The sequence below is a fragment of the Paenibacillus harenae genome (assembly GCF_030812415.1).
In the GTDB taxonomy this organism is placed as follows: Bacteria; Bacillota; Bacilli; order Paenibacillales; family Paenibacillaceae; genus Pristimantibacillus; species Pristimantibacillus harenae_A.
In genome coordinates, this window is the sequence record NZ_JAUSST010000009.1 from 211,073 (window position 1) to 235,669 (window position 24,597).

Here is a 24,597-nt window from a genome sequence, read left to right on the forward strand (position 1 = left end):
GGCATGAAGGCATGCAGCATATTTGATATACGGCTGACATAGATATGTTTGAGTATAGTGTCGGCAATATAATGCAATAATGAGTATTAGGGTTTTGGAAAAGTTTTGGGGGTGCGAGTTCGGTGGCCAATGTGCAAAATACGAAAAGAATCATGATTAGCCTGCCCGATCATTTGCTGGAGGAGGTTGACGGAATTGTCGCCAAAGAAAATTCTAACCGCAGCGAATTTATTCGGCAGGCCATGAAGCTGTATCTCGTGGAGCGCAAAAAACGTCAAATCCGTGAGTCGATGCAGCGCGGATACATGGAGATGGCGAAAATTAACCTGAACATGGCCTCGGAAGCTTTTCAAGCGGAGGAAGAAGCCGATCATACGCTTGGCCGTCTCGTAAGCGGGGTGTAGAGCTTGATCGTAAAACGCGGAGATGTGTTTTTTGCGGATTTATCGCCCGTAGTCGGATCGGAGCAAGGCGGTGTGCGTCCGGTGCTCGTTATTCAGAATGACATCGGCAACCGTTTCAGTCCGACCGTAATCGTAGCGGCTATTACAGCTCAAATCCAGAAGGCTAAGCTGCCTACTCATGTAGAGATGGAGGCGGCCGCGCATGGCTTTGATCGTGATTCCGTTGTCCTGCTTGAGCAGATTCGAACGATCGATAAGCAGCGTCTGACTGACAAAATTACGCATTTGGACGATGAGACGATGCGTAAGGTTGACGATGCCCTGTTGATTAGCGTAGGCTTAATCGATTTTTAAACGATAGCAAGCCATATGGCATGGGATGGCGACATTTCTCATGGTATATGGCTTGTTTTTGCGTTGCCATGGGCGGCTATAGAAACAAATGGGAAAATAATGATAGACAAAATATTCAGTCATTTGCTATTATGAGCTTAGTTGGTTGTTGAATTCATATATGAGAGCAAGTATTGCGAAGAACGCATGTGGTATAGCCGAATGGCTACCGCTGCGTTCTTTTTTTATGCGCTCGGAGAGGAGAAGCGATGAACAGGAGAAGGAATTTATGGATTAGTTTGATTGCCGCCCTCTTATCGGCTTCGCTTGTAGCGGGGCTGTATCAGCTGCAGCGAATCCAGATGCAGAGGGAAGGAACGGTAGCTGTCGTTGTTCCGAGCCGCTTCATAGGCACAGGCGAGAGGCTGACGACGGATATGTTGGCCTATAAGCATATACCGGAATCGGCATGGGCGCCGAACATGCTGGTTGATGCGGCAGCGGCGCAGGGCAAGGAAACGGTCATACCGCTTGGGGCGGGAGAGCCGATTCTGGATTGGAAGGTTGGGAGCTATTACTTGCAGCCGAAGCCATCCGAATCGACCTTCCAAATTCCAAAGGAGTATATCCGCTCGATCTCGAACGGCATACGCGCAGGAGATAAGGTGCTGCTCTACGCATCGGGAGAAGGAGCACCCAGGAGGCTGTTCGAAGAAAGCATTATCGTTGCATCCGTGAAGTCGTCAGGAAACGTCGAGATCGACAATATGGACAACCCGAATCTCATGTCGATGGCGGACGGCGATAAGGAGAAGATGTACGCTTCAAGGCGGGAAGCAAACGGCATGATCGAATATTTGAATCTGAATATGACGGAAGCGCAGTGGCTTGAACTAGACGGACTGTGCAAGGACGGGAAGCTTAAAGTAGTCGTTGCCTATAGTCCGGATTCGCTTAATATAGAGGTGAGCGGCGAGGAGACAAGGTCGTGAGCCGGTCCGAGGCATCGCTTGCCGCTTTCGTCGGGACAACGCCGAATATCGGAACGACCTCAGCGGCCTTCGCGACCGCTTATCGAATGGCGGAAGCAAGCATTGATCCGATTGCATACTTCTGCTTGAACCTTAAGAGCGCCAAGATTCATCGTTTTCTCGGAGAGGATGAGCCCTCGGTATCGCTCGACAAGCTCCGACCGGAGCTCATCGCGCAATCGCTAACGCCGGACAAGCTGCGCAGAGCGGCCAGTCCGATCACGAAACTGCCTAATCTGCATATCTTGTTCGGCAATATGGTACGGGATCAAGCGGAGTTTTTTACTCCGGAGGAAGTCGATCATCTGTTGGACGTTGCGAGGCAGACGTTCGCGTTCGTTATTCTGGACGTTAGCGCTTATTGGGACAATGCGGCTACGGTTTGCGCCCTGCGCTCGGCTGACGTACGGATACTAGTAACGACGTCCGCGCTGTCGCATTTTCAGGAGGATGGCAAGCGGTGGATCACGCAAGTATCGCCGTTGTTCGGCGTCACGCCCGATCAATACGAAACGGTTATTATCCAAAATTCGCATGGAACTGGAGGCTATCGAATGAAAGATATATGCAAGGAGTTAGGCACATCGTCGCTCGGCCAATTCAAGCTTAGCGAATCGATGTTCGGGCAACTGGACAGCGGGCGCTATGAGGAGTGGCTAAGAGGAGACGCACAAGGCAAGCAAGCGATGAATGAGCCAGCCAAGCAATTGATAAAGAATCAGGGCATACGCCCAATTCAGAAAGCCCTGCGAAAGCAGCCTTGGCATCGCAAACTGATGACGCATCGCAGAGGTAGCAGCTCATGACGGCCGGGCAAGGGAAGTTCTCGCCAACGGAATTCGCCGCGCAGGTCAGGCCCGCTCGAATGGCGTCGGATAAGCCGGAGGGGCTCGATCGGCATGCGGACAACGAGCCGACTGAATTTCAGCGGCTGGCAGAAGACATAAGGTCGTACTTGAGCGCGCCGCAAGGCTTGACCGAATTCGAGCGCAAGCAATATACGGAGACGCTTAATCGGGCCGTGCTTGGCTTCGTTCAGGAAAGGGAGCAGGTGCTCGCCGTTATAACGGACCGGCTCATCCGGCTTCGCATTCATATGCTGGAGGGTGTGCAGCAGCCTTACCAGACGCTTGCGGAAGCGTTGTTCGCGGAAGTGATCGGACTTAACGTGCTTGAGCTGGTGTTGGCCGATAAGGATGGGCTGGAAGAGATACAAGTGGTGGGAAAGCGGATTTTCGAGGTTAGAGGCGGTCAGACGATGGCATCGACTTATTCCTTTGAGAGCGTGAGGGACGTTGAGCGCATTCAACAGAATTTGGTGCTCTATAACAACGACCGGATCAATCCGCGCAAGCGATGGGCGGAGGTCATGCTCCGCGACGGGTCGAGGGTGACGATGACCGGCTTCGGCTTCACGTCGTCGCCGACGCTGACGATTCGCTTCTACACGGTAAGAAGCTTTAGTCTGGATATGTTATGCGCCCCCTCGATGCGCACGATTAACGCTAGAATACGGAACATGCTGCTCGCCGTACTGTCGGCAAGCTTCAATGTGGTTATAATCGGAGCGACCAACTCGGGGAAAACGAATCTGATGAAGGCACTTATCGCCGAGCTTCCTGGAGATGAAAGGATCATCACGATCGAGGGCAGGCATGAAATGATGCTCGGACGGGACTTCCCGGACAAAAACATCGTCGAGTACGAGACGGAGGAGGACGATCCGCAGCATCGGTCGGATCAAGCGTTCAAGCTGGCGCTTAGGCAGTCGCCTAGACGTATCATCCATGCGGAAATTCGTGATTTGGACGCTAATATTTACGTGCGCGCTTGTACAAGGGGACATTCCGGCAGTATGACGACGGTTCACGCAGGCAGCCTTGAGGATGTTCCCGAGGCGATCACCGATATGTGCATGCTGGACGGACGCGGGATGAATCCAGAGCGGCTCACGAAGCGGATTACGGAGTATGTAACGGAGATTGGGATCGAGATGAGGCTGTGGAGAGGGAGACGGATCGTGAACCGAATCGGGGAATTATGCTGGGAGGACGGCAGAACGATCGTGCGGAATTGGGTGCTGTTCGATGAAGAGGCCGATGATTGGCGCTTCCCTAGCCCGCCGTCTTTAAGAGCTGCAGCCCGGCTTGCGAGATCGGGTGCGGCCGATGGATAGGTTGTCCTCTATAGCGGCGTTTTTGCTGCTTGGCATCGTACTGTTTTCAGCGTTATACAGTTTGCTCCAATTATGGATGAACGACCGTCATTTGAAGAATCGGTTGAGTTATAAGGACCGTACGGGCATTCGCTATCGTATGTCCGAAGCGTTCAAGGGCAATGAGCGTCTGTACCGTCATCTCTCTGAACTGCTGGAGGCGCTGCAGTTAGGCATTAAGCCGGTTACGCTCGCCCTCAGCTCGGTATTGGCGCTGATAGTCGGGTTAGCGGTAGGAGGACTGTTTTTCCAAAGCGCGAAGGGGACGCTCCTATTCGGCCTGCTGCTTGGATTAATGCCATATACGGTGCTGCGAGCGCTGCTGGCCAATCTACGGATGAAGACGCAAATCGATTTTCTGCCTGCGGTGGAGTTGTTTTATCAATGTTATCTGGTAACCGGCGAGCGGCAAGTAAGAATCGCATTGCAGCGGGCTATTGAAGAGAGGAGGCTTCTTGGCCCGATGCAGGCTGTATTCGAGCAATTGTATCGCAACCTGTCGGTGCGGGGCGACGATGAAGCGAGCTTGAGGCTATTATCGGCATCGCTTGGCCATATATGGGCCGATTATTTCGTTAACATCCTGCGCGTTGCGATAACGGAGGGTGTCACGATAACGGACAGCTTGGAGGAGCTCATAACCGATATGCGCAAGGCAAGACGGGCGAACGAGCAGGAGAGGAATCGCCTGCTGGAGATCCGAATCGCGAATTTCTCGCCGCTTCTTTTCCTGGCGCTCTTCATAGGCATCAATATTCGGTACAACAAGGATAATTCCTACTATTATTACATGGTCGATCCCGGCGGAAGAGATATGCTGCTCAACGCAATGGTACTTATTTTTGCATCCTTCCTGATGGGGTTATGGCTGTCGCGCAAGAAGATGTAAAGGAGGAGATTCAGCTATGCATCAGTGGACGGCATCGTTCATTTCGTTTGCAGCGACGATCGGGCAATTCGTATTTGGGGCAATAGCTCTTAGGGCGTTGCTGCAACTGCTGCCGAGACGTCACATACGTTGGAAGCATCTGTCGCTGCTAAGCTGGCGAACGAAGGAAACGCCGGAAAGCTTGCTGAGGCTGTTCCGGGTGTCGAGGAAGAGCGCGGCATTTGCCGAGCGTGAGCTGCTGCTTGGCGGCTGCGGTTATACGCTTGATGCAGCGTGGTATGCATTAGCTCGAAAAATAGGGATTTCCGCGTCTGTGGTTGCCGCAACCATTATGCTACTGATTGCCGGCAGTTTGCATATGTTGACCGCATCCACTAGCTATACCGTCGGCGGGCTGCTGATAGCAGCATTGCTGCTTATGGTGGACAAAACATGGCTCGCTTCGATGCGCAAAGTCCGGGTGTTGCGAATGACTAAGGAAATTTATGCGGTAAGTAATCAATTGCTATATTTGTCAGACTCAACGTTACATATTCATGCCAAGCTGCTGCGCTGCGTCCCTTTCACGAGAGCGCTGCGCCCTGAGCTGGAGCGGCTGCTCGCCGAATGGTATCACGATGCGGGCGAAGCGCTGCAGCGTTTCAAGAGAAAGCTGGGAACGGACGAGGGGCTAAGCTTCGTCGAAACGATCGACGCGCTGCGCCAGCATGAAAGCATCCAGTATTACGATATCTTGAGAGCAAGGATTGAGGATTATAAGGAGAAACTGGAGCTTGCCAAGGAGAGTAAGAAGGAATCGACGTCGTATGTTCTGTTTATCGTAGCGGGCATTCCGATATTGTATACGTTCCAGGTGTTCATCTATCCGTGGGTACGGGAAGGTCAGAAGCTGTTCCAATCGCTCAGTTAACTCGGATTCATGGAAAGGAGGTGCAGTGCTCATGCGTAATATTTTAATGACAGTCATGCTGCTTGTCGTCGTTATCGTATTGTTCAACACGATTATCGCCAAGGATACGACAGGTACCAGCAGCCAGATCGAGTCTCAAGGCAACGCCGCGAATACGAAGATCGGCGCTCTTGTACCATAATGATCCTCTTAATCGCGCGGGAGCTGGAAGATGTCGGAGGTGACGAAAGATGAGAGCGATCCTAATAACGACTCTTCTGCTCATCACGGCGGTGCTCTTGTACACGGCAATCGCAGAAGGGGATGAAGGCATGAATAGTCAAGTGAACGGGGTGGGAGAAGCGATAAGCGATCATATTAGGCGGATGAGTCCATGAAGCAAATCTTATTGTTCGTACTATTCGCGGGGATGGTTTGTTGGATGATGTTTTCGCCTATCTATAAGCATGTGCTTATTGTTAGACAGGCGGTGCTGCAGCAGGAAGTCGATTACTTGCTTGAGGTCGGGGCAAGCGGAACATACGGTTATATTAGCGAAGCAATGCTCGAGCAGGCGAAAGTCCGGATGGAGGCATTCGGCTTGAAGCGCGAGTCGATTTTGTTCGAGGTGAAGTCGGAGAGCGGGGCTAATGCTAGTAATCCCAGCGCCCCCTTGCCGAGAGGCACGGGGCTGTTCCTGACAGCAAGCTATCCTTATGAAAATTTATTTCAAATTGACAGGCTGATCGGCTTATCGCCTCCACCGGCGGACGAGAGAATGATGGCTTTTGGCATGAAGATGAGCGAGTTCGTGCCATAGCCCGTCGGTTTTTGGCTCTAAACGCATAGAAAGAAGGAAGGACGGAACGATGCCGTGTACAAGCTGCTGCTAATTTTATTGATGATGACCGTATGGGGATCGATTCATATGATGCAAGTCGAAGAGGAACTGGCGATGCAGACGCTGTTCCTCGGCAAGCATGCGATCAATCGGGCTGCCCATGCGGCTGCGCAGCAGATTGACGAGTCGGCGCTTGGCAATGGCGAGCTGCGCATCGCTCCAGCGGAAGCAGCAACCGCGGCTGCAACCTACTTGCAGCACAACCTGCGCCTGAACGAGGCGGGAGAACCATTGCCGGATTCTTTCCTTCGCGAGCCGGTGGAGCTTGCCGTGTTCGAGATTGTTAATTCGGAAGTAACCTTTCCATACGTTTATCGTAACGATAGCTATAACTATGAGGTTACGCTTAATAGGCCAAGCGTCGTTATCATTGCAAAAGTAGCGTATCCGCGTGCTTTTCGCATGCTTGAACCGATCGAATGGTACATAAAGGGGGCGGCCGAGCTCATAGAAGGTTGACGCAAAATTGGAAAATTGGTCTAATAAGAGGAGGGAATTCGAGTTAGGGGCTGAACGTGGAGCATATGAACAACTTACATATAGAAATGGGAATTCCGGCAGATCTGGTGCGGGAGCGGATTGGAAAGCTGCAATCGGCCATGCAAGCAGGTCAAGTGGACGCTTATCTGGTTACGCAAAACGTTGATATTTATTATTTGAGCGGCTCGATGCAGAACGGATACTTATTTGTTCCGTGTAGCGGCGAGCCAACTTTCTATGTGAAGCGGAGCCTGTGGCGCGCGGGGCAGGAGACGCCGCTGCGCGCCCAGGAGCTTGGCAGCTTCAAGCAGCTCAGAGCAACGCTCGAGAGAGACTATCCGGAGCTTTTTGGTGCTGGCCGGGTGCCCAAGATTACTTGTGATCTTGATGTACTGCCCGCCCAAACCTATCTGAAGCTTGCCGAACTATTAGGTGCGCCGGATCGTTGCGGTCTGATCGATGGCTCGGGCATGATTCGCACGCTTCGGATGATTAAGTCATCATGGGAGATTAGCCGTATAGAGCGAGCCGCTCTTGCCGTATCCGAATCGCTGGAGGAGGCGCTCGGCGAGTTAAGGGAAGGCGTAACGGAGCTGGAATGGATGGCCTCGCTCGAATATAAGCTTAGGAAGCGCGGCCATATCGGGATGATGAGAATGCGCGGGTACAATCAAGAGATTACAACGGGTATGGTCATCTCGGGCGCGGCGGCGGCCGTACCATCATACTTTGATGGTCCGGCCGGAGGACTGGGACTTGGAGCGGCATCTCCTCAAAGCGTGAGTACCATGGCGGTAAAGCGCAATGAGCCCATATTGATCGATATTGGTTGCTGCATCGATGGTTATGTGATCGATCAGACGAGGACGGCAGTGATCGGACAGTTAAGCGAGCCGCTTATGGCGGCATATGAACGATCGGAGCAATTACTGTTGGATGCGGAGCAGCACATGATTCCGGGGGCAATATGCTCCCAGCTATACACAGATGCGCTTGCAGGCGCCGAGTCAGCGGGATTGGCCGATCATTTCATGGGCTTTGGCGCGGATCGCGCCAAATTTCTAGGTCATGGGATCGGGCTTGAGATCGATGAATGGCCGGTGCTGGCCAGGGGCTTCGACATTCCGCTTCAAGAAGGAATGGTTATCGCGGTAGAGCCGAAGTTTACATTTCCGGGTTTTGGCGTCGTTGGCGTAGAGAACAGCTATCTTATAGAACGGGAAGGAGCGAGGGCCTTGACGCGAACGCCGCTGGGGCTCATCGTGCTTCCTTATTAAAAAAGGGGTCTTGCAATGAACAATGAACTAACGAAGAGACTGCATCCCGACTACATCAAAGTGTATCGGATCAGCGAGTTGATAATGAACGGCGTGTTTCTTCTCATCATTGTCGCGTATTTGATAGTAGCGTTGTGGAAGGATTGGACGTTTATACCGGTATGGATTAGCCTAGGGCTGTTCATTTTATCGCTTGTTCTATTTACTTGGATTATACCGAAGGCGAAGTACGCACGGTTTCAATACGAGCTGTTTGAGGATGAGTTGGAAATTCAATCGGGACTCATTTTCATCAGCAATGTGCTTGTTCCTATGGTGCGTGTGCAGCATGTGGAGCTGGAGAGCGGGCCGCTTATGCGCAAGTTCAATCTGGCAGGCGTCTCTGTCGTAACGGCAGCGACGACGCATAAGATTAGCGGGTTGAAACTGGAGGAAGCGCAGCAGCTTAAGCAGCGTATCGGCAAGCTGGCGAAGGTGGACGACCAGGATGAATGAGACACAGCGCCGCAAACTGCATCCGGTATACGTTTTTTTTGCGCTTGTGAATACGATACAAGGCTTTGTTCCATTTATTCTGATTGCTCTGGTTAGAGGGACGGCATGGTCGGAGCTGGACTGGTATTGGTATGCCGGGGGCAGCGCTTTAGCTGTATTGTTGCTCTTACTAGGTTATATGGAATGGCGAAAATTCGGGTTCTGGGTGGAAGCGGACCGAATCATTATTCGCAAGGGCGTCTTCTTCCGCGATGAAAAGACGATCTATTTCACCCGTATTCACTCCGTTAACGTGGAGCAGCAGCTCGTCCATCGCTTGCTGCGCGTGGCGCAAGTAAAGATCGAGACGCCGGGCGGCAATAAGAAGGCGGATGGGATATTGCCGGCACTATCCATTAGCGAAGCGAATCATATTCGCCTTGTGCTTCGCGGACAGATAGCTGCCGATCCTGATCTCCAGGATCGGGAAGCGGAAGCGGGCGTGGATACGCATTTGCATCAAGGAGAGTCAGCCGTTCAAGCAGCTTCCGAAGATGATACGACGAATGTGAGCCACGCTCGAACCGATCTAGACGATTCTCAAGAAGACGCAGGGTTCCGTCTGGATGCAACTAAGCTGCTGAAGGCGGCGGCGACCTCGATGAATTTCGGGCTGGTAGCGGCGTTCGCCGCCGGTCTATATTCGTTCGCCGACGATTTCATCCAAGCGCTGCTTCCCGATCACTTCTTCGAAAATGTCGTCGAGGATTCGGCAAGCCTCATGCCCGGTTATTTGTTAATAGGCATTATCGTTTCGCTTGGACTCGTTGCGGCATGGGTGCTGTCGATACTGTTATATATATTGAAGTATAGCGGCTATACAGCCAGGAGAGTGGGTAAAGAAATATCCGTGTCCTACGGCTTGCTTGAGAAGAAGACGTTTCTTTTCGATCCGAAGAAGGTGCAGGCCGTCATCGTGAAAGAAGGGCTGCTCCGGCAAGCATTAGGGCATGCCGAGGTGAAGTTGCAAATCGTGTCTTCGGACAAAAACGAGCAAATGATGCTTCACCCCTATATATCTCGGGCAGAAATTCCAATGCTTCTTGAAGCTTTCGTGCCTCAGTTGAAGGATGCCCCGAAAGCCGGCTTTGCAGGTGCGCCGAAACGCGCGCTTCTGTATTATGTAAGAACTATGCTGCTTATTACGATTGTGCTCTGCGGGGCAGCTATCGTAGTATTCAAGTCAGCGGCGCTTTGGTCGCTTCTATTGCTGCCGCTCGTGATCGGATGGCGATATGCCTGCTACAAGTCGGCGGGGCTGTTGCTGGAGAATGGTCAGCTTACGTTAAGACGACGTTTCATTGGGAGATCGACGTACTTGATCCGCCGTCCGCAGATCATCGTGATGCGCGTAAAGCGTTCGCGCAGCCAGATGCGCAAACAATTGCTTACGCTGTCCGTGCAAGCGATGGGAAGTCCGCTCGATTACCGGGTAGCGTGTTTGGAGCAGACGAACGTTGAACAGGTGTGGCGTTGGTATAGCCGCAGGTCATCTCAGTAATGAATAACCAGATACGAATAGCGGATAACTGCGAGGAAAATAATTCTTCGCGGTTATTTTTTGTGACGAATGAACGAAATGGCTGACGTGAGCGTCATAGCTTTAGAAGGAGAGAAAGAGGGGAGCGCAGTTGTGGTTGACGAGCAGGGTCTAATACGGAAAGCAGCTCGCGGTGATTCCCGCGCACTCTCGGAGTTATTGCAGCAGCATTATTCATTCTTATTTCAATATGCGCTTAAGCTGACGATGAACAGGAGCTATGCCGAGGACGTGACGCAAGAAACGATGCTGCGGGCGATAGAGAAAATAGGCACTTTTCAAGGGAAAGCAAAGTTCTCGACATGGCTTATTACGATCGCATCCAGAATTTATGTTGATCGCATTCGCAGCAAAGAGCGGGAACGCAGATGGGTGCAAGAGGAGCAGACGCTGCGGGCAATTCGATATGAGACACAGACGGTGATGGGGGATTGGCCGGAGGCGCTTGACGCCATAGGCCGCATGCCGGGCGATATACGCATGGCTATATTGCTCAAATATTATTACGGATATGCGCAGGAGGAGATTGCAAGCATGCTCGATCTTCCTGTTGGAACGGTGAAATCAAGGCTGCATAACGGCTTGAAGCAGCTGCGGAAGGAGTTGGGCGATGATGGACAATCCTAACAATGGGACAGACGACAAACGCTGGTTCGATAATCAAATAGGCGATTCGCTTAGGCAGTTCGACGAGGCGCATAAGCCTTTTACGCCGGATATGTTCGAGTTCGAGGCGCTTGTAGGCGCCCATAAGCAGACGATTCGCCGTAAGCAATGGAAGGATCTGCTACTGTTGTGGCTGATCGGCTGCTTCCTGTTTGGCGGCATGATGTGGCTTTTGGAGCGGGATATGGTTTGGTTCGTAGTTCTGCAGGCTGTTATTGCATGCACCGCGATAGGCTGCGTTGCAGTTATGTTCGGCAAGAAGAAGGTGAGTCGACGATGGAACAGATGATGCGGGAGTCGGTGTGGTTCTGGCTTCTTCTTCTGCTCGTCTTGGGCACGCAATCGACATGGCTGTATCTCGATGCGCGCAAGAGGGAGCGACTGCCTTGGTTTTGGGCGTTATGGGGGCTGATTCAGTTTCCGTTGCCGATTATTTTCTATTGGATATTTATTCGCAGCGGCTGGTTTAACCGCAATAGAAGCAACGATGAATAAATAAATAAAGGGGTATTTATTATGGATGAAACAATAGTGCTGTCGAAAATATTACCGATAATAGCACCGATTCTAGTTATACAGATCGTCTTAATGGTGATCGCGATTGTTATGTGCGTTAGAGCGGAGCATACGAGCGGATCGAAGCTGATGTGGATACTCATTATCATGCTCATAGGCTTATTCGGACCGATCGCATTCTTCCTCTTCGGAAGGAGGGACGGACGATGACCGTATTACTGGAGGCGGAAGGGCTGACCAAGACGTTCGGCAGCTTCAAAGCTGTGACGAGCATGAGCTTCGCCATACAAGAAAGTCACTGCGTTGCGCTTCTGGGACCGAATGGAGCGGGAAAAACGACGACGATAAGGATGCTTGCGGGTCTGCTTGCCCCAACGAACGGCCGAATTGGCTTCCAAGGTGTGCGTGAAGGCGGCAGCCACCGTGAACGGATTGGTTATTTGCCGCAATCGCCGTCTTTCTACAATTGGATGACGGGTTATGAATATACGGTGTATGCAGGCAGGCTGTGCGGTCTTGCAACATCGGAAGCCAAGGCGGCTGCGACGAAGCTGCTGGAACGAGTGGGTCTAGCTAACGCTGCCGGCAAAAAAATCGGCTCGTACTCCGGCGGAATGAAGCAGAGGCTCGGTCTTGCCCAAGCGCTCATTCATCGCCCGAAGCTGCTCATTATGGATGAACCGGTATCGGCGCTGGATCCGGTCGGCAGGCGGGACGTGCTAAGCTTGCTTCGCGAGCTTAAGCAAGAAACGACCGTGTTGTTCTCTACGCATGTACTCCATGATGCCGAGGCGCTATGCGATGACGTCATCATCATTCGCGAGGGGCAAATCGCGCTGCAAGGCGGAATAGCAGCGATTCAGTACGAGAATCGCAAGCCGGTTATCGAGCTTACGGTAGACAGCGATGCCCATTCACAGGCTTGGCTTGCCGGAATGAAGGCGCGGATGCGCCGCGAAGGCGAAGCATCAACGTCCTCGCCGGACAGCTTAGCCGCTTTGATCAAACATATAGAAATATCCGCCAACCATGCGCGGCTTCAAGTATCGGAGGTTCATGCAGCGAGGCAAATGCTTCTGGAGGAGCTTACGAGCGAGAAGATTGGGCTTTTGGATATGAAGGTCGGTCATTCATCTCTGGAGGATCTCTTCATGAAGGTGGTGTCTGAATGATACGCTTATTCGTTATGATTCAGAAGGAACTACTGGAGCTTGTTCGAAGCTTCAAGCTAATTTGGGTGCCGCTTGTGTTCCTATTGCTTGGCATCATGCAGCCTGTATCGAGTTACTACATGCCGGTCATATTGAAGCAAGCCGGCAATCTCCCCGAAGGCGCGGTCATTGATATTCCATTGCCGGACGCATCGAGCGTCATGGCCGGGACGCTGCCGCAATTCGGGACGATGGGATTGCTTATTCTCGCGCTCGTCTTTATGGGCGCTGTGTCGTCTGAGAGAAACAGCGGGGCTGCATCGCTTATTCTTGTGAAGCCGGTAACGATCGCTTCGTTTATTTTATCCAAATGGTCGGCTATGCTTATTCTCGCTTGGGGCTCATTGGCGCTTGGCTATGCGGGGGCATGGTATTATACGGAGCTGCTGATCGGCTCAGTGCCAACTAAACAGATTGTATCCAGCATGCTCGTATACGGTTTATGGATTTCGGTTGTTATGTCGTTCACCTTAATGTTCAGCACTGTGCTTCGAAGTCCGGCTGGGGCTGCTTTCTCCTCGCTTGGTCTTGCGGCGCTGCTCTCCTTGCTCGCATCCTTGCTGCCTAAGCAGGCTGGCTGGAGCCCTGGAGCGCTAGGAGGCTTCGCCACGATGATAGCAGCCAACGCCGAATTCGGTACATCGGCTTTCGGATGGTCGCTTATTAGCAGTCTTATCGTCATAGCCGGTACGCTCATAATATCGGTAGGCGTTCTGCGGGGATCGCCCGCGATAGATTGATAGGACGCATAACCAGCCGTACCGTTCTTCCAGCAGCTTCTTTTCCTCGCGATTGGACACCGCTATTATTTTTTAGTAGGATAATAGTGATAGAATCAGCGACGATGAAACAGGAGTTGAGACGATGCTACAATTAGGCACAAAGGTCGTCATAGTGGCTGACCATTTCGAACAAAATTTACCCGTCGGGGATTATGGCTATATTATTGCTTATGACCGTAACGCAGACAACGTATTCGACTATGTGCTGCGAGTACCGAAGGCGAATCGCAATTTTCTGGTACCGGACGAGGACGTTGAGCTTGAAGAGGTTCTCATTCAAGATGAGATCGACCGGATTGAACGGGAGGCACTCATCGACTATGCGCTGGCTACCCACAACGAGCAGCTGTTCTACCGGATTATGAAGGGCGAGGCTGACGAGGTGGAAGCCGAGCCGGCAAGCGCCGAACCGGCTAGTCCGGCGGACTTCATTCGCCAGATTAATTTGAAGGCCTGGATTTAAAGTACGGAGAAGACCGCTCTGTCCGTTATTCGATTAACGGGAGGGCGGTCTTTCTATTCTGCCTTTCCTAACGTTGATGTTATTCGCGATCTTAAGCTATAATAGGAAGAATGATTGCAGGATAAGGCAACATCCAAACCTTTGAGAGAGGACAATGCACCTATGAGCATAACGATACAAGATGTCGAGCATGTAGCAAGGCTGGCGCGGCTTGAGCTAACCGACGGGGAGAAGTCGCAATTCACCGAGCAGCTTAACGCGATACTGAAATATGCGGAGAAGCTGAACAGTCTGGATACCGACAATGTCGAACCGACAAGCCATGTGCTGCCGATAACGAACGTCATGCGCGATGACGTAGAACGCCAATCGCTGCCGATTGAGAAGGTTCTTCTGAACGCGCCCGACGAGGAAGACGGACAAATTAAAGTACCTGCGGTGCTTGAATAATAAGAATGGGTTTATTTTGAAGGGAGGAACTACTGTTGGCATTGTTTGATTTGCGCCTTCAGGACGTACATAACAAGCTGAACAAGAAGGAACTGTCGGTCACCGAGCTGGTAGACGCTTCTTACTCGAGAATTGGGGAGACGGATTCCGAGATCAAAGCTTTCATTACATTAAATGAAGAGAATGCGAAGCAGCAAGCTGCAGCGCTGGACAAGCAGCTGCAAGATGGCGGCGAACGCGGCCTGTTGTTCGGCTTGCCTGCGGGCATTAAGGATAATATCGTTACGGAAGGCTTGCTTACGACTTGCGCAAGCCAATTCTTGAGCAACTACAACCCGATCTACGATGCAACGTCGGTTCGCAAGCTGAAAGCCGCTCAATCCGTTACAATCGGCAAGCTCAACATGGACGAGTTCGCAATGGGCGGCTCGAACGAGAATTCTAGCTACTTCCCGACCCGCAATCCGTGGAACACGGAATTTGTGCCGGGCGGCTCGAGCGGCGGCTCTGCCGCGTCGGTTGCAGCCGGACAAGTCTACTTCGCGCTCGGCTCCGACACGGGCGGCTCGATTCGTCAGCCGGCGGCTTACTGCGGGATCGTAGGCCTTAAGCCGACGTACGGCTTAGTGTCGCGCTTCGGTCTCGTCGCATTCGCATCGTCGCTTGACCAGATCGGTCCGCTTACGAAAAACGTCGAGGACTCGGCTTACGTATTGCAAGCAATCGCGGGTTATGATGCAAGCGATTCGACTTCCGCTAACGTTGATATTCCAGACTACACTTCCGCGTTGTCGGGAGATGTGAAAGGGCTCCGTATCGGCGTGCCGAAGGAATACCTGGGTGCCGGCATCGATCCGCGTGTGAAGGAAGCGGTCATGAAGGCGCTCCAAGTATACGAATCGATGGGCGCAACATGGGAAGAAGTATCGCTGCCGCATACGGATTATGCGATTGCAACGTATTACTTGCTTGCATCGTCGGAGGCGTCCTCGAACTTGGCACGCTTCGACGGCGTGCGTTACGGCGTACGCGCAGACGACGCGGCCAATCTGATCGATATGTACCGTAAGTCGCGCAGCCAAGGGTTCGGCCCGGAAGTGAAGCGCCGTATTATGCTAGGCACTTACGCGCTTAGCTCCGGTTATTATGACGCTTATTATTTGAAGGCGCAGAAGGTACGGACGTTGATCAAGCAGGATTTCGACCAAGTGTTCGAGAAGTTCGACCTCATTATCGGTCCTACAGCTCCGACGCCCGCTTTCCGTCTCGGCGAGCAAGTCGGCGATCCGCTGACGATGTACTTGAACGATATTTGTACGATTCCGGTCAGCCTCGCAGGCATTCCGGCGATCAGCGTACCTTGCGGTATTGCGGACGGACTACCAATCGGTCTTCAAATTATCGGCAAGGCGTTTGACGAATCGACAGTGCTGCGCGCCGCGCATGCGTACGAGCAGCAAACCGAGCATCATAAATTGCGCCCGCAGCTATAAGCGAAAGCGAGCGATAAGCGGTTATATACGTTTACGAAGGGATCGATACGAATGTCTGAAGCAAGCAAATACGAGACGGTGATCGGGCTGGAAGTCCATGTGGAGCTCCATACGAATAGCAAAATCTTCTGCGGCTGCTCCACGGCTTTCGGCGCACCGCCGAATACACATACTTGCCCTGTCTGCCTAGGGCATCCCGGCGTTCTGCCGGTACTGAACCGCCGAGCGGTTGAATACGCGATGAAAGCCGCTATGGCGATCAATTGCGAGATTGCCGACGTCAGCAAGTTCGACCGTAAAAACTATTTCTATCCGGATTCGCCGAAAGCGTACCAAATCTCGCAATACGATCAGCCGATCGGCGAGAACGGCTGGATCGACATCGAAGTGAACGGTGAGACGAAGCGAATTGGCATCACGCGCCTTCATTTGGAGGAGGATGCGGGCAAGCTTACGCACGTCGACGGCGGTTATGCATCGCTTGTCGACTTCAATCGTGTCGGAACGCCGCTCGTCGAGATCGTATCCGAGCCGGACATCCGCACGCCTGAGGAAGCAAAGGCATATCTGGAGAAGCTGAAGGCCATCATGCAATATTGCGATGTTTCGGATGTTAAGATGGAAGAAGGAAGCTTGCGCTGCGATGCGAACATCAGCCTTCGTCCTTATGGCCAAGAGAAATTCGGCACGCGAGCCGAGCTTAAGAACATGAACTCGTTCCGCGGCGTCCAGCGGGGCCTTGAATATGAGCAAATCCGCCAAGCGGAAATTCTCGATAGCGGCGGCGAAGTGATTCAGGAGACTCGTCGCTTCGACGACGCGCAGGGCAAATCGTTCTCGATGCGCGGCAAGGAAGAAGCGCATGACTATCGTTACTTCCCGGATCCGGATCTTGTCCGCCTGCACATTAGCGAGGAGTGGAAAACATCCGTCCGCAGCACGATTCCAGAGCTTCCCGATGCGCGTAAAGCACGTTATACGCAGGACTACAGCCTGCCGTCATACGATGCGGAAGTGATTACCTCGTCCAAGAAACTTGCCGATTTGTTCGAGGAAAGCCTAAGCTACACGAAGGATGCGAAGGCCGTATCGAACTGGATTATGGGTGACCTGCTCGGCTACTTGAACGCGAACAACCTTGAGCTGGAAGCTGTTAAGCTGACCGGCCAAGGGCTCGGCGAAATGATCGGCCTTCTCGAGAAAGGTACGATCAACGGCAAGATCGCCAAGACCGTATTCAAGTCCATGCTGGAATCGGGCAAGCTGCCGCAACAAATCGTTGAGGAGCAAGGTCTCGTTCAGATTAGCGACGAGGGAGCGCTCGTCGGCATCGTGAACCAAATCGTCGAAGCGAATCCGCAATCGGTTGAAGATTATAGAGCGGGCAAAGATAAGGCAATCGGTTTCCTTGTCGGCCAGATCATGAAGGAAACGAAGGGCAAGGCGAATCCGGCACTCGTCAATAAGCTGTTGATCGAGCGTCTGAAATAAGCGGGCGATTCATTTATCCCGCATGCGCATTCATCGTACGAAGGCAGGCTGTGAGGCTCGAAGGAGCTTACGGCCTGCCTTTTCTGTGATCGCCTTAGCCTGTATGGGCAATGTTTCGCATACAATTATGTTACAATACGTGTAGAAAGGTCGGGATGATTAGCACATGAATCCACTTGATAACCCTTGGTACATTAGCGAACTTCATATTTTTCTTCGACTTATGCTTGCCTTGCTGCTTGGCGGATTGATCGGCTTGGAGCGCGAGCAGTCGAAGCATGCCGCCGGCTTGCGTACGAACATACTTGTCTGTCTCGGCTCATGCTTGCTCATGATGCTGTCCATATACGGGTTCTCTGCGTTCGTCGATGAACCGAATGTACGGGTTGACCCTGCAAGACTTGCGGCAGCCGTTATTACGGGCGTAGGTTTCCTAGGAGCGGGTACGATTCTGTTCACCGGCAAATCGATTACCGGTCTGACGACAGCGGCATCGCTGTGGGTCGTCTCGGCGATCGGACTTGCGGTTGGCGCCGGCTTTTATTTTGCTTCTTCGGTTACGACGGTAATGGTGCTTCTTACGTTATGGGCGTTTAATAAGCTGGAGAAAAGATATATAAGAGCGAAGAAGGAACAGCTGCTTAAGATTGAAGCGACGGACCAGGCGGAAATACTCCGCTCCATTAATACCCTTCTTTCCGACAAGCAGATCGTGATCCGCAAAATGCTGCTGCAAGAAGGCGAGGACGACCACGATACAGGGCGTATTGTGCTTCATTTTCACATTCTGATACCTAAGTCGGAACCATTGTTTGCTTTGCTGGAGCATATTAAGCATTTGGAGGGCGTGCATTGGGTAAGCTCGGAGTAACGCGTCGTAAACGAAGATGGTTGGCAGCCATTCTAGCTTTTCTCTTGCCTGGCACGGGTCACCTCTACGCCGGACAATACCCGAGAGGGCTGCTGTTGCTTGCCGGTTATTTGTTGGACGTAACGGCTATCATCCGGTTGGCCGACTCGGACGGAGGCAGGCATTTGCTGCTAATCGTTTATCTGGGACTTATGCTGCCCGTTTTTTATTTCTTGAGCGTATATGATTCGTTGCAGACCTTGGAGCGCGATGATGGTATCCCCTTGTCGGCAAGCTTGTCTCACGGGATTGCACTGACTGCTGCAGGAGGGTTGCTCTTTTTATTGGTTAAGCCCCCTGACGCTATATTGCCGTGGATGAACGAGCTGGCTGAACTAAGCGTCGGGCCGGTCATTATAGCGATTGCGGTTGTATTATTGGTGCTTACGCGGAAGAGGCTGGTGGTAACTATGTTCAAATTAGGCCGGTATACGGCAGCTGTATTAATAGTAATGGTAGGCGCCTTGCTTCTGTGGGATCAGATCCAAGGCCGGAACGATATCGCGCTGCTTGGCCAGTGGTGGCCGGTTATCTTTATTATGCTAGGTATCGAAATGATTATATACAGTCTTCGTTCGCGCAAAATCGTCCAGAAACTAAGGCTCGACTTTGCCGGTATTTCGGTTGCGCTCGTTATTTCATTGACAGCCTATGTCGTTACGCAATATGCCGATTTCCCTTTCAAGTGGCTCGATCAATGGAATGTGGACATTAGCGGCATTTCGGAATATGGCGAAGAGACGGGGTACCGTTACGATAAGACGGTCGTTAAAGTACCGCTTGACGAGAATATCTCGCATATTCGAATCGTAAATCCGAACGGGCAAGTTACCGTGCGTTCCGGCGATGTCGAGGAGATGGAGTTGCTCGCGACGGTATGGGTCGATGTGAAGGACCAAGCGGAGGCCGATTCGATTGCCGAACAATCAACGGTTAAGGTAACGCCGGGCGACGAAGTTGCTTTCGAGGCGAAGGGCCAAGCCTACGGCGCTAACGGCAGCCATAAGCCCAGAATGAATCTGACGTTGACCGTTCCGATGGCGCTCTCGGATCAAGTATATGTCGAGGAGCCGATTGCGACCGATCCGCCGACCAATGCAGATCAACCCGTCGTTACCGATGAGGCAAGCGGCGATAAGTCATTTGCCATAGAAACGATAGGAACTGCTCCGCCGCAAAGCCCCTCATCAACGATCTCGCCAACCGAGTTTCCTGAGTCTGGAAATGCGGAGCGAAAGGGTGAGCAGCATGCCGTCAAGCTGAAGATCGAAGCGGAGCTCGGCGCGGTCGACGTGTCAGGCTTGCTGCTGCCAGGCGGACTGGACATTCGAATCAGCAGCGGCAATGTTAAGGTAGGCAATGTCGTAGGCGAAATACAGGTGAAAGGCATCAACGGCAACGTCGAACTGCAAGCCGTGAACGGGGACAGTTCGATTGAGACGAAGAACGGCACGATCACAGCAACCGGAATCAAAGGACAGCTCTATGCCAATACGCTGAATGGAAGCTTGGAATTGCAAGACGTTGGCGGAGATATAGAGGCGGAGACGAAAAACGGCAAAATAAAAATAACGGGAGCAGGTGCTTCCCTCAAAGCCGATACGCTTAACGGAACGATTGAAGTGAACAGCAATCGTGTAGGCGGCGACTGGGATTTGGACAGCTCGGTAGGTGAAATTAAGCTCGCGCTGCCGGAACATGGCGACTTTGCCATTTACGGCTCGGTAACTTTTGGCAATATCACAAGCGACTTCCCGTTCGACATTAGCAAGAAAACGATTCGAGGCTCAGTAGGGACGGGAACGCATCGTATTCAGGTTAATGCGAACAACAGCATTTCGGTGAAAAAAGCCGGGCTTTGATTTAGATGCGCTTTCATTGACAAATTCCGAACGAAGAACGTACAATAGTAATAAGAATAATTATTAAGAAAGGCGTGAGGGGAATGGGAGCCAGCGTTACGCAAGCACTTGAACAGTTGAAAATGAATGGCGTCCGTATGACCCCGCAGCGTCACGCCATATTAAGCTACTTAATGGACTCCATGTCGCATCCGACAGCAGATGAGATTTACAAAGCGCTCTCGCCCAACTATCCAAGCATGAGCGTAGCTACGATATATAACAATCTGCGTTTATTCGTTGAAGCAGGCTTATTGCGTGAATTGACCTATGGCGATGATTCCAGCCGGTTTGATTCGGATCTGTCCGATCATTACCATGCCATATGCAAGAAATGCGGGTCAATCGTTGACTTTCATTACCCGCCGCTGCTCGACGTAGAGCGTGCGGCGACAAGAGAGACCGGATTTATGGTTGAGGGACACCGCATGGAGATATACGGTATTTGTCCTCCATGCTCCGGGCAAATCAATTAATAAATCAGAGCAATTAAACATCAGAGTAACGTGCAGGATGCGGCATTCCGCTAATCTGCACGTTTTTTTATTGCTAACATTATCCCTCGGTAAGTTTTAGCATGCCCGAAGCTGTAACTATTTTGATACAATATCCGTATATAACTCAGTTTATACTGATCTACAGACATAGAGGAGAGTGATGGTTTGGAAACGGCTCAAAGCCGAGCGCCGCGCCGTAGACGGCAGAGCGGAATCGGAATCGGAATTATATTTTTGTTATTTGTAATCGCAGCGGCTGCCGTTCTCGGCTGGTACGGATATATGAAATTTATTCCGAACGGAGAGCAGACTGACCCTGGGTATACCTCTGAACACCCCATTATAATCGGTGGTGCAGAGGCGGAGAAAGGCGCTATTATTGAAAATAACGAGATTAAGCTGCCGCTTCCCGTTCTTGAGCAGCTGTTAGGGGCGGACAAGCCGGTCCATTACGAGGACGATTCGGGATCGATCATCTTCACGACGGCGAACAAAGTGCTTCATTTGAAGACGGATTCGTTGACGGCGACGGTTAACCAGAAGCCCTTCGATTTGACGATCGCTGCCGAGAAGACGGAAGCCGGCGATGTCTATATCCCTGTAGCTCCGCTCCAAGAGCTATACGGACTGCAGGTTGAATATGTGGAGGAGACGGGCATTGTGACCGTGCTCGTTGCCGGAGATGCCGTGCAGCGTGCGCAGGCGAATGATACGGATGGCGCGGCAATCCGAACGGAACCTACCATTCGGGCCCCGTTCATCCAGAAGCTGGAGCTGAATGAACCGCTTCGTATTTGGGGCGAGGAGGAGGGCTGGCTGATTGTACAGAGCGTGGATGGGAACATCGGGTATATGCGCAAAGGCGACGTAAAGCTGACCGAGATCGAACGGGTGCCCCAACCGTCGCGCGAGTCCGCTTTTGTCGCATGGAAGGTGTTGGGCAGCAAGATCAATATGACTTGGGAAGCCGTTTATTCCAAAAATCCGAAAACATCGGCAATCGGTCCGATGCCCGGCGTCAATGTCGTTAGCCCAACCTGGTTCGAACTGGCTGACGGCAAAGGGACGATTAACGGGAAGGCCGATCCGGCTTACGTCAAATGGGCGCATCAGAAAGGCATGCAGGTGTGGGCGTTGTTCAGCAACGGCTTCGAGCCTGAACAAACGACTGCGGCGCTGGCTACTGTGGAAACACGCTTTGTTATGATTCAACAGCTGTTGTCGTTTGCAGAGCTGTACGATTTGCAAGGGATCAATATCGATTTTGAAAATGTGAAAACGAGCGATAAGCAAAATTTGGTCCAATTCGTTAGAGAGCTGACTCCACTTCTGCACGAACAAGGTCTCGTTGTGTCGATTGATGTCACGCCGAAGTCGAGTAGCGAAATGTGGTCGTTATTTTTGGATCGTCCAGCACTTGCTAAAGTTGTTGATTACATGATGGTTATGGCTTATGACGAGCATTGGGCATCGAGTCCTAAATCCGGCTCAGTCGCATCGCTTCCATGGGTGGAGGCGTCACTGAAGCGTATTTTGGAGGAGGACGCCGTTCCCGCAAGCAAACTTGTGCTGAGCATGCCTCTATATACGAGAATATGGACCGAAGCCAAAGGCAGGGATGGCGCTGTAAAGGTGTCGTCCAAGTCGGTCGGCATGGACAAAGTGAAGCAAATTATTGCAGAGAAGAAATTGAAGCCCGTATTGGATGAAGCGGCGGGACAACATTATGTAGAGTATACAGAAGACGGCGCACTCATGCGGATATGGATAGAGGACGATTTATCCATGAAGGCTCGCGTTGCGTTGGCTCGCAAGTACGATCTCGCAGGAGTTGCGACGTGGCAGCGAACTTTTCAGACGGAAGCGATATGGACAACGATTGATGAAGCGCTCAACAAACGGCCGTAATAACGGCATAGGATAAAAGAAACACCCTTCCAGTGAAAACCGTGAAGGGTGTTTCTTTTTGCGTTCCTTTTACGAATGCTGTTCCGAAGGAGCTGCGGTCGCTTGCGCGGGATCGAGCGTAAGTATGGTTTTGCAGTACATGCAGCGGTCAGTCTTGCCGAGCATCTTCGTTGGTCGTCCGCATTCGGGACACTGAAGCATCGTGGCGCTCGTTGACATCATGCCGGCCCAGAAGTAGACGGCGACGCTGATAAGCAAGGATATCATTCCGATCACCATGAAGATAGCGGCAATAATTTTGCCGGCTTGCCCCCAAAACACGATGCCTGCCGTTCCGAGAATCATAACGCCCATTCCGACAAGCGTGAAGACTAAGCCCCATAGGCGGAATTCGTTTATTTTAGCTGATTTAAAGAAGATCTTATTCATCTGTTCCAATCCTTCCCGAGACTATTTGCATATGAAATTGAGACCGCTTTTCTTTTTGGACAAAGCAGGAAAAGTTAGCAGACTTGTCGAAAAAGAATTAAATCCGTAGATTAATATTATAGCTTAATCAAAACTGATTAGCTATATGGAGGAAACAGTGGAGCATATAAAAAATCATTTCAACAACTGGTATTGCAATGATTCAAGTCTTATCAGTCTGGCAGCGATCGAAAATCCGTATCCGTATAATCCATTGATTGACGGATTGGATCTGCTGGTGCTTGCCGTACTCGATAAGGATAATGCAGAGAACGGCAGCGAGCATGTACAATTCGAAGGCGAGCGCATCCTTATTAGATCAATTGATAAGAAGAGCTTGGAAGCTTGGATTTCGAGCGGTGAGAACCGGAGTGTTATCGAATGGATCGTTCGGGGGGAGATTCTGTTGGATCGGGAAAGCTATTTGGGCAATGTGCGTGAGAGCCTGTTACAATTTCCTCACTCCTTGCGCGAACAGAAGCAGCTTGTCGAGTTCTCAGGATTCTTAAGAACATACTTGCAAGCAAAGCAGGATCTGCTTGACGGCAATTTGTTGGATGCCTATTCGCATGTGTTGACCGCGTTGCATCATTGGGCGCATATCGTTCTAATAGAAGAAGGCCGTCACCCGGAGCTTACGGTGTGGAAACAGATGCGCCTTGTTCATCCGGGAATATACAAGCTATACGAAGAATTATCCGCAAGCCCGGAGACGCTGGAACAACGCGTGCAGCTTGTTATGCTTGCTTGCGAGTTTTCGGTCATGAATAAGATGAAATCGAGCTGCTCGCTGCTGTTAAAGATTTTGGCGAATAGATCAGAGCCGTGGAGTATTGCCGAACTTCTGAATCATCCCGAGATTAAAGTGCTTCACGTAGACCTGTCTCTCCTGCTGCAGAAGCTTGTTAAGCGTTCCTATATTAGCGAGGTTGCCGTCATGAAGGAAAGCGATGACACCGATATTATCGAGCTTCGTTATAGACTTGCCGATCATAGTGCATAATCATGATATGTAGTTGTCGCCGTTTGTCCATTCTATTGAATGGGCACACGGCTTTTTTGTTGTTAAAAAAGATTAAGCAAATGGGTTGACTTGTCTTGAGAGTCTATGTTAAATTAGTAATCGCCGCTTTTGAAGCGAACTTAATGAAACATTCGACAGCTAAAAAAAATGTCGAAAGTTGAAAAAAAGTACTTGCAAAAAGATAGGCAAACGTGATATATTATAAAAGTCGCCGCTGAGACAAACGGCCGACACGAAAGACAAATGATTGTTCTTTGAAAACTGAACAACGAGCGAAACTGCCAGTATATGAAGCTTCGGCTTCATTACTAAAGCAATAAAATG

30 protein-coding genes are annotated in these 24,597 nt (G+C 51.4%); 29 read left to right on the plus strand and 1 reads right to left on the minus strand.

Going from position 1 to position 24,597, the window contains the following annotated elements; genetic code table 11:
* Positions 1 to 122: 122 nt before the first annotated feature.
* The 28 genes from J2T14_RS28290 (at position 123) to J2T14_RS28425 (ending at position 22,781) form a co-directional block, all read left to right on the plus strand.
* Positions 123 to 404 carry a CopG family ribbon-helix-helix protein gene (locus J2T14_RS28290; protein WP_028609437.1) on the plus strand — a complete coding sequence of 94 codons (282 nt, stop codon included), beginning with the start codon at positions 123 to 125 and terminating at the stop codon, positions 402 to 404.
* A 3-nt stretch (positions 405 to 407) separates the two neighbouring features.
* Positions 408 to 758, plus strand: a complete 351-nt coding sequence (locus J2T14_RS28295) for a type II toxin-antitoxin system PemK/MazF family toxin (protein ID WP_015842701.1) — start codon at positions 408 to 410, stop codon at positions 756 to 758.
* Between the two features lie 248 nt (positions 759 to 1,006).
* Positions 1,007 to 1,729, plus strand: coding sequence for an SAF domain-containing protein (locus J2T14_RS28300; RefSeq protein ID WP_307476383.1), 723 nt, complete (start codon positions 1,007 to 1,009; stop codon positions 1,727 to 1,729).
* A complete protein-coding gene (locus J2T14_RS28305) occupies positions 1,726 to 2,574 on the plus strand; it encodes a hypothetical protein (RefSeq protein WP_307476386.1) in 849 nt (282 codons plus the stop codon). The genes J2T14_RS28300 and J2T14_RS28305 overlap by 4 nt, the downstream gene beginning before the upstream one ends.
* Positions 2,571 to 3,944, plus strand: coding sequence for an ATPase, T2SS/T4P/T4SS family (locus tag J2T14_RS28310; protein ID WP_307476388.1), 1,374 nt, complete (start codon positions 2,571 to 2,573; stop codon positions 3,942 to 3,944). Before J2T14_RS28305 ends, J2T14_RS28310 begins: the two co-directional genes overlap by 4 nt.
* Positions 3,937 to 4,872 carry a hypothetical protein gene (locus tag J2T14_RS28315; protein WP_307476390.1) on the plus strand — a complete coding sequence of 312 codons (936 nt, stop codon included), beginning with the start codon at positions 3,937 to 3,939 and terminating at the stop codon, positions 4,870 to 4,872. Before J2T14_RS28310 ends, J2T14_RS28315 begins: the two co-directional genes overlap by 8 nt.
* Before the next feature lie 16 nt (positions 4,873 to 4,888).
* Positions 4,889 to 5,782, plus strand: coding sequence for a hypothetical protein (locus J2T14_RS28320; protein ID WP_307476392.1), 894 nt, complete (start codon positions 4,889 to 4,891; stop codon positions 5,780 to 5,782).
* Positions 5,783 to 5,813: 31 nt separating this feature from the next.
* Entirely contained in the window at positions 5,814 to 5,963 is a 150-nt protein-coding gene (locus J2T14_RS28325; protein ID WP_307207455.1) for a hypothetical protein, read from the plus strand.
* A gap of 49 nt (positions 5,964 to 6,012) precedes the next feature.
* A complete protein-coding gene (locus J2T14_RS28330; protein ID WP_307476394.1) occupies positions 6,013 to 6,159 on the plus strand; it encodes a hypothetical protein in 147 nt (48 codons plus the stop codon).
* Complete coding sequence (locus tag J2T14_RS28335) at positions 6,156 to 6,581, plus strand: hypothetical protein (protein WP_307207451.1); 426 nt, start codon at positions 6,156 to 6,158, stop codon at positions 6,579 to 6,581. Before J2T14_RS28330 ends, J2T14_RS28335 begins: the two co-directional genes overlap by 4 nt.
* A gap of 54 nt (positions 6,582 to 6,635) precedes the next feature.
* Entirely contained in the window at positions 6,636 to 7,121 is a 486-nt protein-coding gene (locus J2T14_RS28340; RefSeq protein WP_307476395.1) for a hypothetical protein, read from the plus strand.
* A 65-nt stretch (positions 7,122 to 7,186) separates the two neighbouring features.
* Positions 7,187 to 8,419 (plus strand): M24 family metallopeptidase, encoded by a 1,233-nt coding sequence (locus J2T14_RS28345; RefSeq protein WP_307476397.1) that lies wholly within the window; start codon positions 7,187 to 7,189, stop codon positions 8,417 to 8,419.
* A 15-nt stretch (positions 8,420 to 8,434) separates the two neighbouring features.
* A complete protein-coding gene (locus J2T14_RS28350; RefSeq protein WP_307476399.1) occupies positions 8,435 to 8,914 on the plus strand; it encodes a PH domain-containing protein in 480 nt (159 codons plus the stop codon).
* On the plus strand, positions 8,907 to 10,454 hold the full coding sequence (locus J2T14_RS28355; protein WP_307476401.1) for a PH domain-containing protein: 1,548 nt from the start codon (positions 8,907 to 8,909) through the stop codon (positions 10,452 to 10,454). Before J2T14_RS28350 ends, J2T14_RS28355 begins: the two co-directional genes overlap by 8 nt.
* Before the next feature lie 132 nt (positions 10,455 to 10,586).
* Positions 10,587 to 11,120 carry an RNA polymerase sigma factor SigY gene (gene sigY / locus J2T14_RS28360; RefSeq protein ID WP_307476403.1) on the plus strand — a complete coding sequence of 178 codons (534 nt, stop codon included), beginning with the start codon at positions 10,587 to 10,589 and terminating at the stop codon, positions 11,118 to 11,120.
* Positions 11,104 to 11,448, plus strand: coding sequence for a YxlC family protein (locus J2T14_RS28365; RefSeq protein WP_307476405.1), 345 nt, complete (start codon positions 11,104 to 11,106; stop codon positions 11,446 to 11,448). The genes sigY and J2T14_RS28365 overlap by 17 nt, the downstream gene beginning before the upstream one ends.
* Positions 11,436 to 11,654 carry a sigmaY antisigma factor component gene (locus J2T14_RS28370; RefSeq protein ID WP_307207439.1) on the plus strand — a complete coding sequence of 73 codons (219 nt, stop codon included), beginning with the start codon at positions 11,436 to 11,438 and terminating at the stop codon, positions 11,652 to 11,654. The genes J2T14_RS28365 and J2T14_RS28370 overlap by 13 nt, the downstream gene beginning before the upstream one ends.
* 21 nt (positions 11,655 to 11,675) lie before the next feature.
* Positions 11,676 to 11,885 carry a PLDc N-terminal domain-containing protein gene (locus J2T14_RS28375; RefSeq protein ID WP_307207437.1) on the plus strand — a complete coding sequence of 70 codons (210 nt, stop codon included), beginning with the start codon at positions 11,676 to 11,678 and terminating at the stop codon, positions 11,883 to 11,885.
* Positions 11,882 to 12,847, plus strand: coding sequence for an ABC transporter ATP-binding protein (locus J2T14_RS28380; RefSeq protein ID WP_307476407.1), 966 nt, complete (start codon positions 11,882 to 11,884; stop codon positions 12,845 to 12,847). The genes J2T14_RS28375 and J2T14_RS28380 overlap by 4 nt, the downstream gene beginning before the upstream one ends.
* Positions 12,844 to 13,626 carry an ABC transporter permease gene (locus J2T14_RS28385; RefSeq protein ID WP_307476410.1) on the plus strand — a complete coding sequence of 261 codons (783 nt, stop codon included), beginning with the start codon at positions 12,844 to 12,846 and terminating at the stop codon, positions 13,624 to 13,626. The genes J2T14_RS28380 and J2T14_RS28385 overlap by 4 nt, the downstream gene beginning before the upstream one ends.
* A 124-nt stretch (positions 13,627 to 13,750) precedes the next feature.
* Positions 13,751 to 14,131 carry an ATPase gene (locus J2T14_RS28390; RefSeq protein ID WP_307207431.1) on the plus strand — a complete coding sequence of 127 codons (381 nt, stop codon included), beginning with the start codon at positions 13,751 to 13,753 and terminating at the stop codon, positions 14,129 to 14,131.
* Positions 14,132 to 14,293: 162 nt separating this feature from the next.
* Positions 14,294 to 14,581, plus strand: a complete 288-nt coding sequence (gene gatC / locus J2T14_RS28395; RefSeq protein WP_307207429.1) for an Asp-tRNA(Asn)/Glu-tRNA(Gln) amidotransferase subunit GatC — start codon at positions 14,294 to 14,296, stop codon at positions 14,579 to 14,581.
* Between the two features lie 35 nt (positions 14,582 to 14,616).
* On the plus strand, positions 14,617 to 16,074 hold the full coding sequence (gene gatA, locus J2T14_RS28400) for an Asp-tRNA(Asn)/Glu-tRNA(Gln) amidotransferase subunit GatA (protein ID WP_307207428.1): 1,458 nt from the start codon (positions 14,617 to 14,619) through the stop codon (positions 16,072 to 16,074).
* Positions 16,075 to 16,125: 51 nt separating this feature from the next.
* A complete protein-coding gene (gatB, locus tag J2T14_RS28405) occupies positions 16,126 to 17,565 on the plus strand; it encodes an Asp-tRNA(Asn)/Glu-tRNA(Gln) amidotransferase subunit GatB (protein WP_307476412.1) in 1,440 nt (479 codons plus the stop codon).
* A gap of 166 nt (positions 17,566 to 17,731) precedes the next feature.
* Positions 17,732 to 18,436, plus strand: a complete 705-nt coding sequence (locus J2T14_RS28410; RefSeq protein ID WP_307207425.1) for an MgtC/SapB family protein — start codon at positions 17,732 to 17,734, stop codon at positions 18,434 to 18,436.
* Positions 18,418 to 20,337, plus strand: coding sequence for a DUF4097 family beta strand repeat-containing protein (locus tag J2T14_RS28415; RefSeq protein WP_307476414.1), 1,920 nt, complete (start codon positions 18,418 to 18,420; stop codon positions 20,335 to 20,337). The genes J2T14_RS28410 and J2T14_RS28415 overlap by 19 nt, the downstream gene beginning before the upstream one ends.
* Positions 20,338 to 20,420: 83 nt before the next feature.
* Positions 20,421 to 20,852 carry a peroxide-responsive transcriptional repressor PerR gene (gene perR, locus J2T14_RS28420; protein ID WP_307207419.1) on the plus strand — a complete coding sequence of 144 codons (432 nt, stop codon included), beginning with the start codon at positions 20,421 to 20,423 and terminating at the stop codon, positions 20,850 to 20,852.
* Positions 20,853 to 21,038: 186 nt separating this feature from the next.
* Positions 21,039 to 22,781 carry a glycosyl hydrolase family 18 protein gene (locus J2T14_RS28425; protein ID WP_307476416.1) on the plus strand — a complete coding sequence of 581 codons (1,743 nt, stop codon included), beginning with the start codon at positions 21,039 to 21,041 and terminating at the stop codon, positions 22,779 to 22,781.
* 69 nt (positions 22,782 to 22,850) lie between these two features.
* Here the strand turns inward: J2T14_RS28425 and J2T14_RS28430 are convergent, their stop codons facing one another.
* On the minus strand, positions 22,851 to 23,210 hold the full coding sequence (locus J2T14_RS28430; RefSeq protein WP_307207414.1) for a YgzB family protein: 360 nt from the start codon (positions 23,208 to 23,210) through the stop codon (positions 22,851 to 22,853).
* 157 nt (positions 23,211 to 23,367) lie between these two features.
* Between J2T14_RS28430 and J2T14_RS28435 the strand changes: the two genes are divergently transcribed.
* Complete coding sequence (locus J2T14_RS28435) at positions 23,368 to 24,252, plus strand: nucleotidyltransferase-like protein (protein ID WP_307207412.1); 885 nt, start codon at positions 23,368 to 23,370, stop codon at positions 24,250 to 24,252.
* Positions 24,253 to 24,597 lie beyond the last annotated feature (345 nt).

Bases quoted from the DNA above. Each gene is read 5' to 3' on its own strand.
- perR (WP_307207419.1), top strand. From the start codon at position 20,421: ATGGGAGCCAGCGTTACGCAAGCACTTGAACAGTTGAAAATGAATGGC.
- J2T14_RS28330 (WP_307476394.1), top strand. From the start codon at position 6,013: ATGAGAGCGATCCTAATAACGACTCTTCTGCTCATCACGGCGGTGCTC.
- J2T14_RS28410 (WP_307207425.1), top strand. From the start codon at position 17,732: ATGAATCCACTTGATAACCCTTGGTACATTAGCGAACTTCATATTTTT.
- gatB (WP_307476412.1), top strand. From the start codon at position 16,126: ATGTCTGAAGCAAGCAAATACGAGACGGTGATCGGGCTGGAAGTCCAT.
- J2T14_RS28300 (WP_307476383.1), top strand. From the start codon at position 1,007: ATGAACAGGAGAAGGAATTTATGGATTAGTTTGATTGCCGCCCTCTTA.
- J2T14_RS28315 (WP_307476390.1), top strand. From the start codon at position 3,937: ATGGATAGGTTGTCCTCTATAGCGGCGTTTTTGCTGCTTGGCATCGTA.
- J2T14_RS28355 (WP_307476401.1), top strand. From the start codon at position 8,907: ATGAATGAGACACAGCGCCGCAAACTGCATCCGGTATACGTTTTTTTT.
- J2T14_RS28325 (WP_307207455.1), top strand. From the start codon at position 5,814: ATGCGTAATATTTTAATGACAGTCATGCTGCTTGTCGTCGTTATCGTA.
- J2T14_RS28390 (WP_307207431.1), top strand. From the start codon at position 13,751: ATGCTACAATTAGGCACAAAGGTCGTCATAGTGGCTGACCATTTCGAA.
- gatC (WP_307207429.1), top strand. From the start codon at position 14,294: ATGAGCATAACGATACAAGATGTCGAGCATGTAGCAAGGCTGGCGCGG.
- J2T14_RS28375 (WP_307207437.1), top strand. From the start codon at position 11,676: ATGGATGAAACAATAGTGCTGTCGAAAATATTACCGATAATAGCACCG.
- J2T14_RS28385 (WP_307476410.1), top strand. From the start codon at position 12,844: ATGATACGCTTATTCGTTATGATTCAGAAGGAACTACTGGAGCTTGTT.
- J2T14_RS28365 (WP_307476405.1), top strand. From the start codon at position 11,104: ATGATGGACAATCCTAACAATGGGACAGACGACAAACGCTGGTTCGAT.
- J2T14_RS28320 (WP_307476392.1), top strand. From the start codon at position 4,889: ATGCATCAGTGGACGGCATCGTTCATTTCGTTTGCAGCGACGATCGGG.
- J2T14_RS28345 (WP_307476397.1), top strand. From the start codon at position 7,187: ATGAACAACTTACATATAGAAATGGGAATTCCGGCAGATCTGGTGCGG.
- J2T14_RS28380 (WP_307476407.1), top strand. From the start codon at position 11,882: ATGACCGTATTACTGGAGGCGGAAGGGCTGACCAAGACGTTCGGCAGC.
- J2T14_RS28310 (WP_307476388.1), top strand. From the start codon at position 2,571: ATGACGGCCGGGCAAGGGAAGTTCTCGCCAACGGAATTCGCCGCGCAG.
- J2T14_RS28335 (WP_307207451.1), top strand. From the start codon at position 6,156: ATGAAGCAAATCTTATTGTTCGTACTATTCGCGGGGATGGTTTGTTGG.
- J2T14_RS28430 (WP_307207414.1), bottom strand. From the start codon at position 23,210: ATGAATAAGATCTTCTTTAAATCAGCTAAAATAAACGAATTCCGCCTA.
- J2T14_RS28350 (WP_307476399.1), top strand. From the start codon at position 8,435: ATGAACAATGAACTAACGAAGAGACTGCATCCCGACTACATCAAAGTG.
- J2T14_RS28370 (WP_307207439.1), top strand. From the start codon at position 11,436: ATGGAACAGATGATGCGGGAGTCGGTGTGGTTCTGGCTTCTTCTTCTG.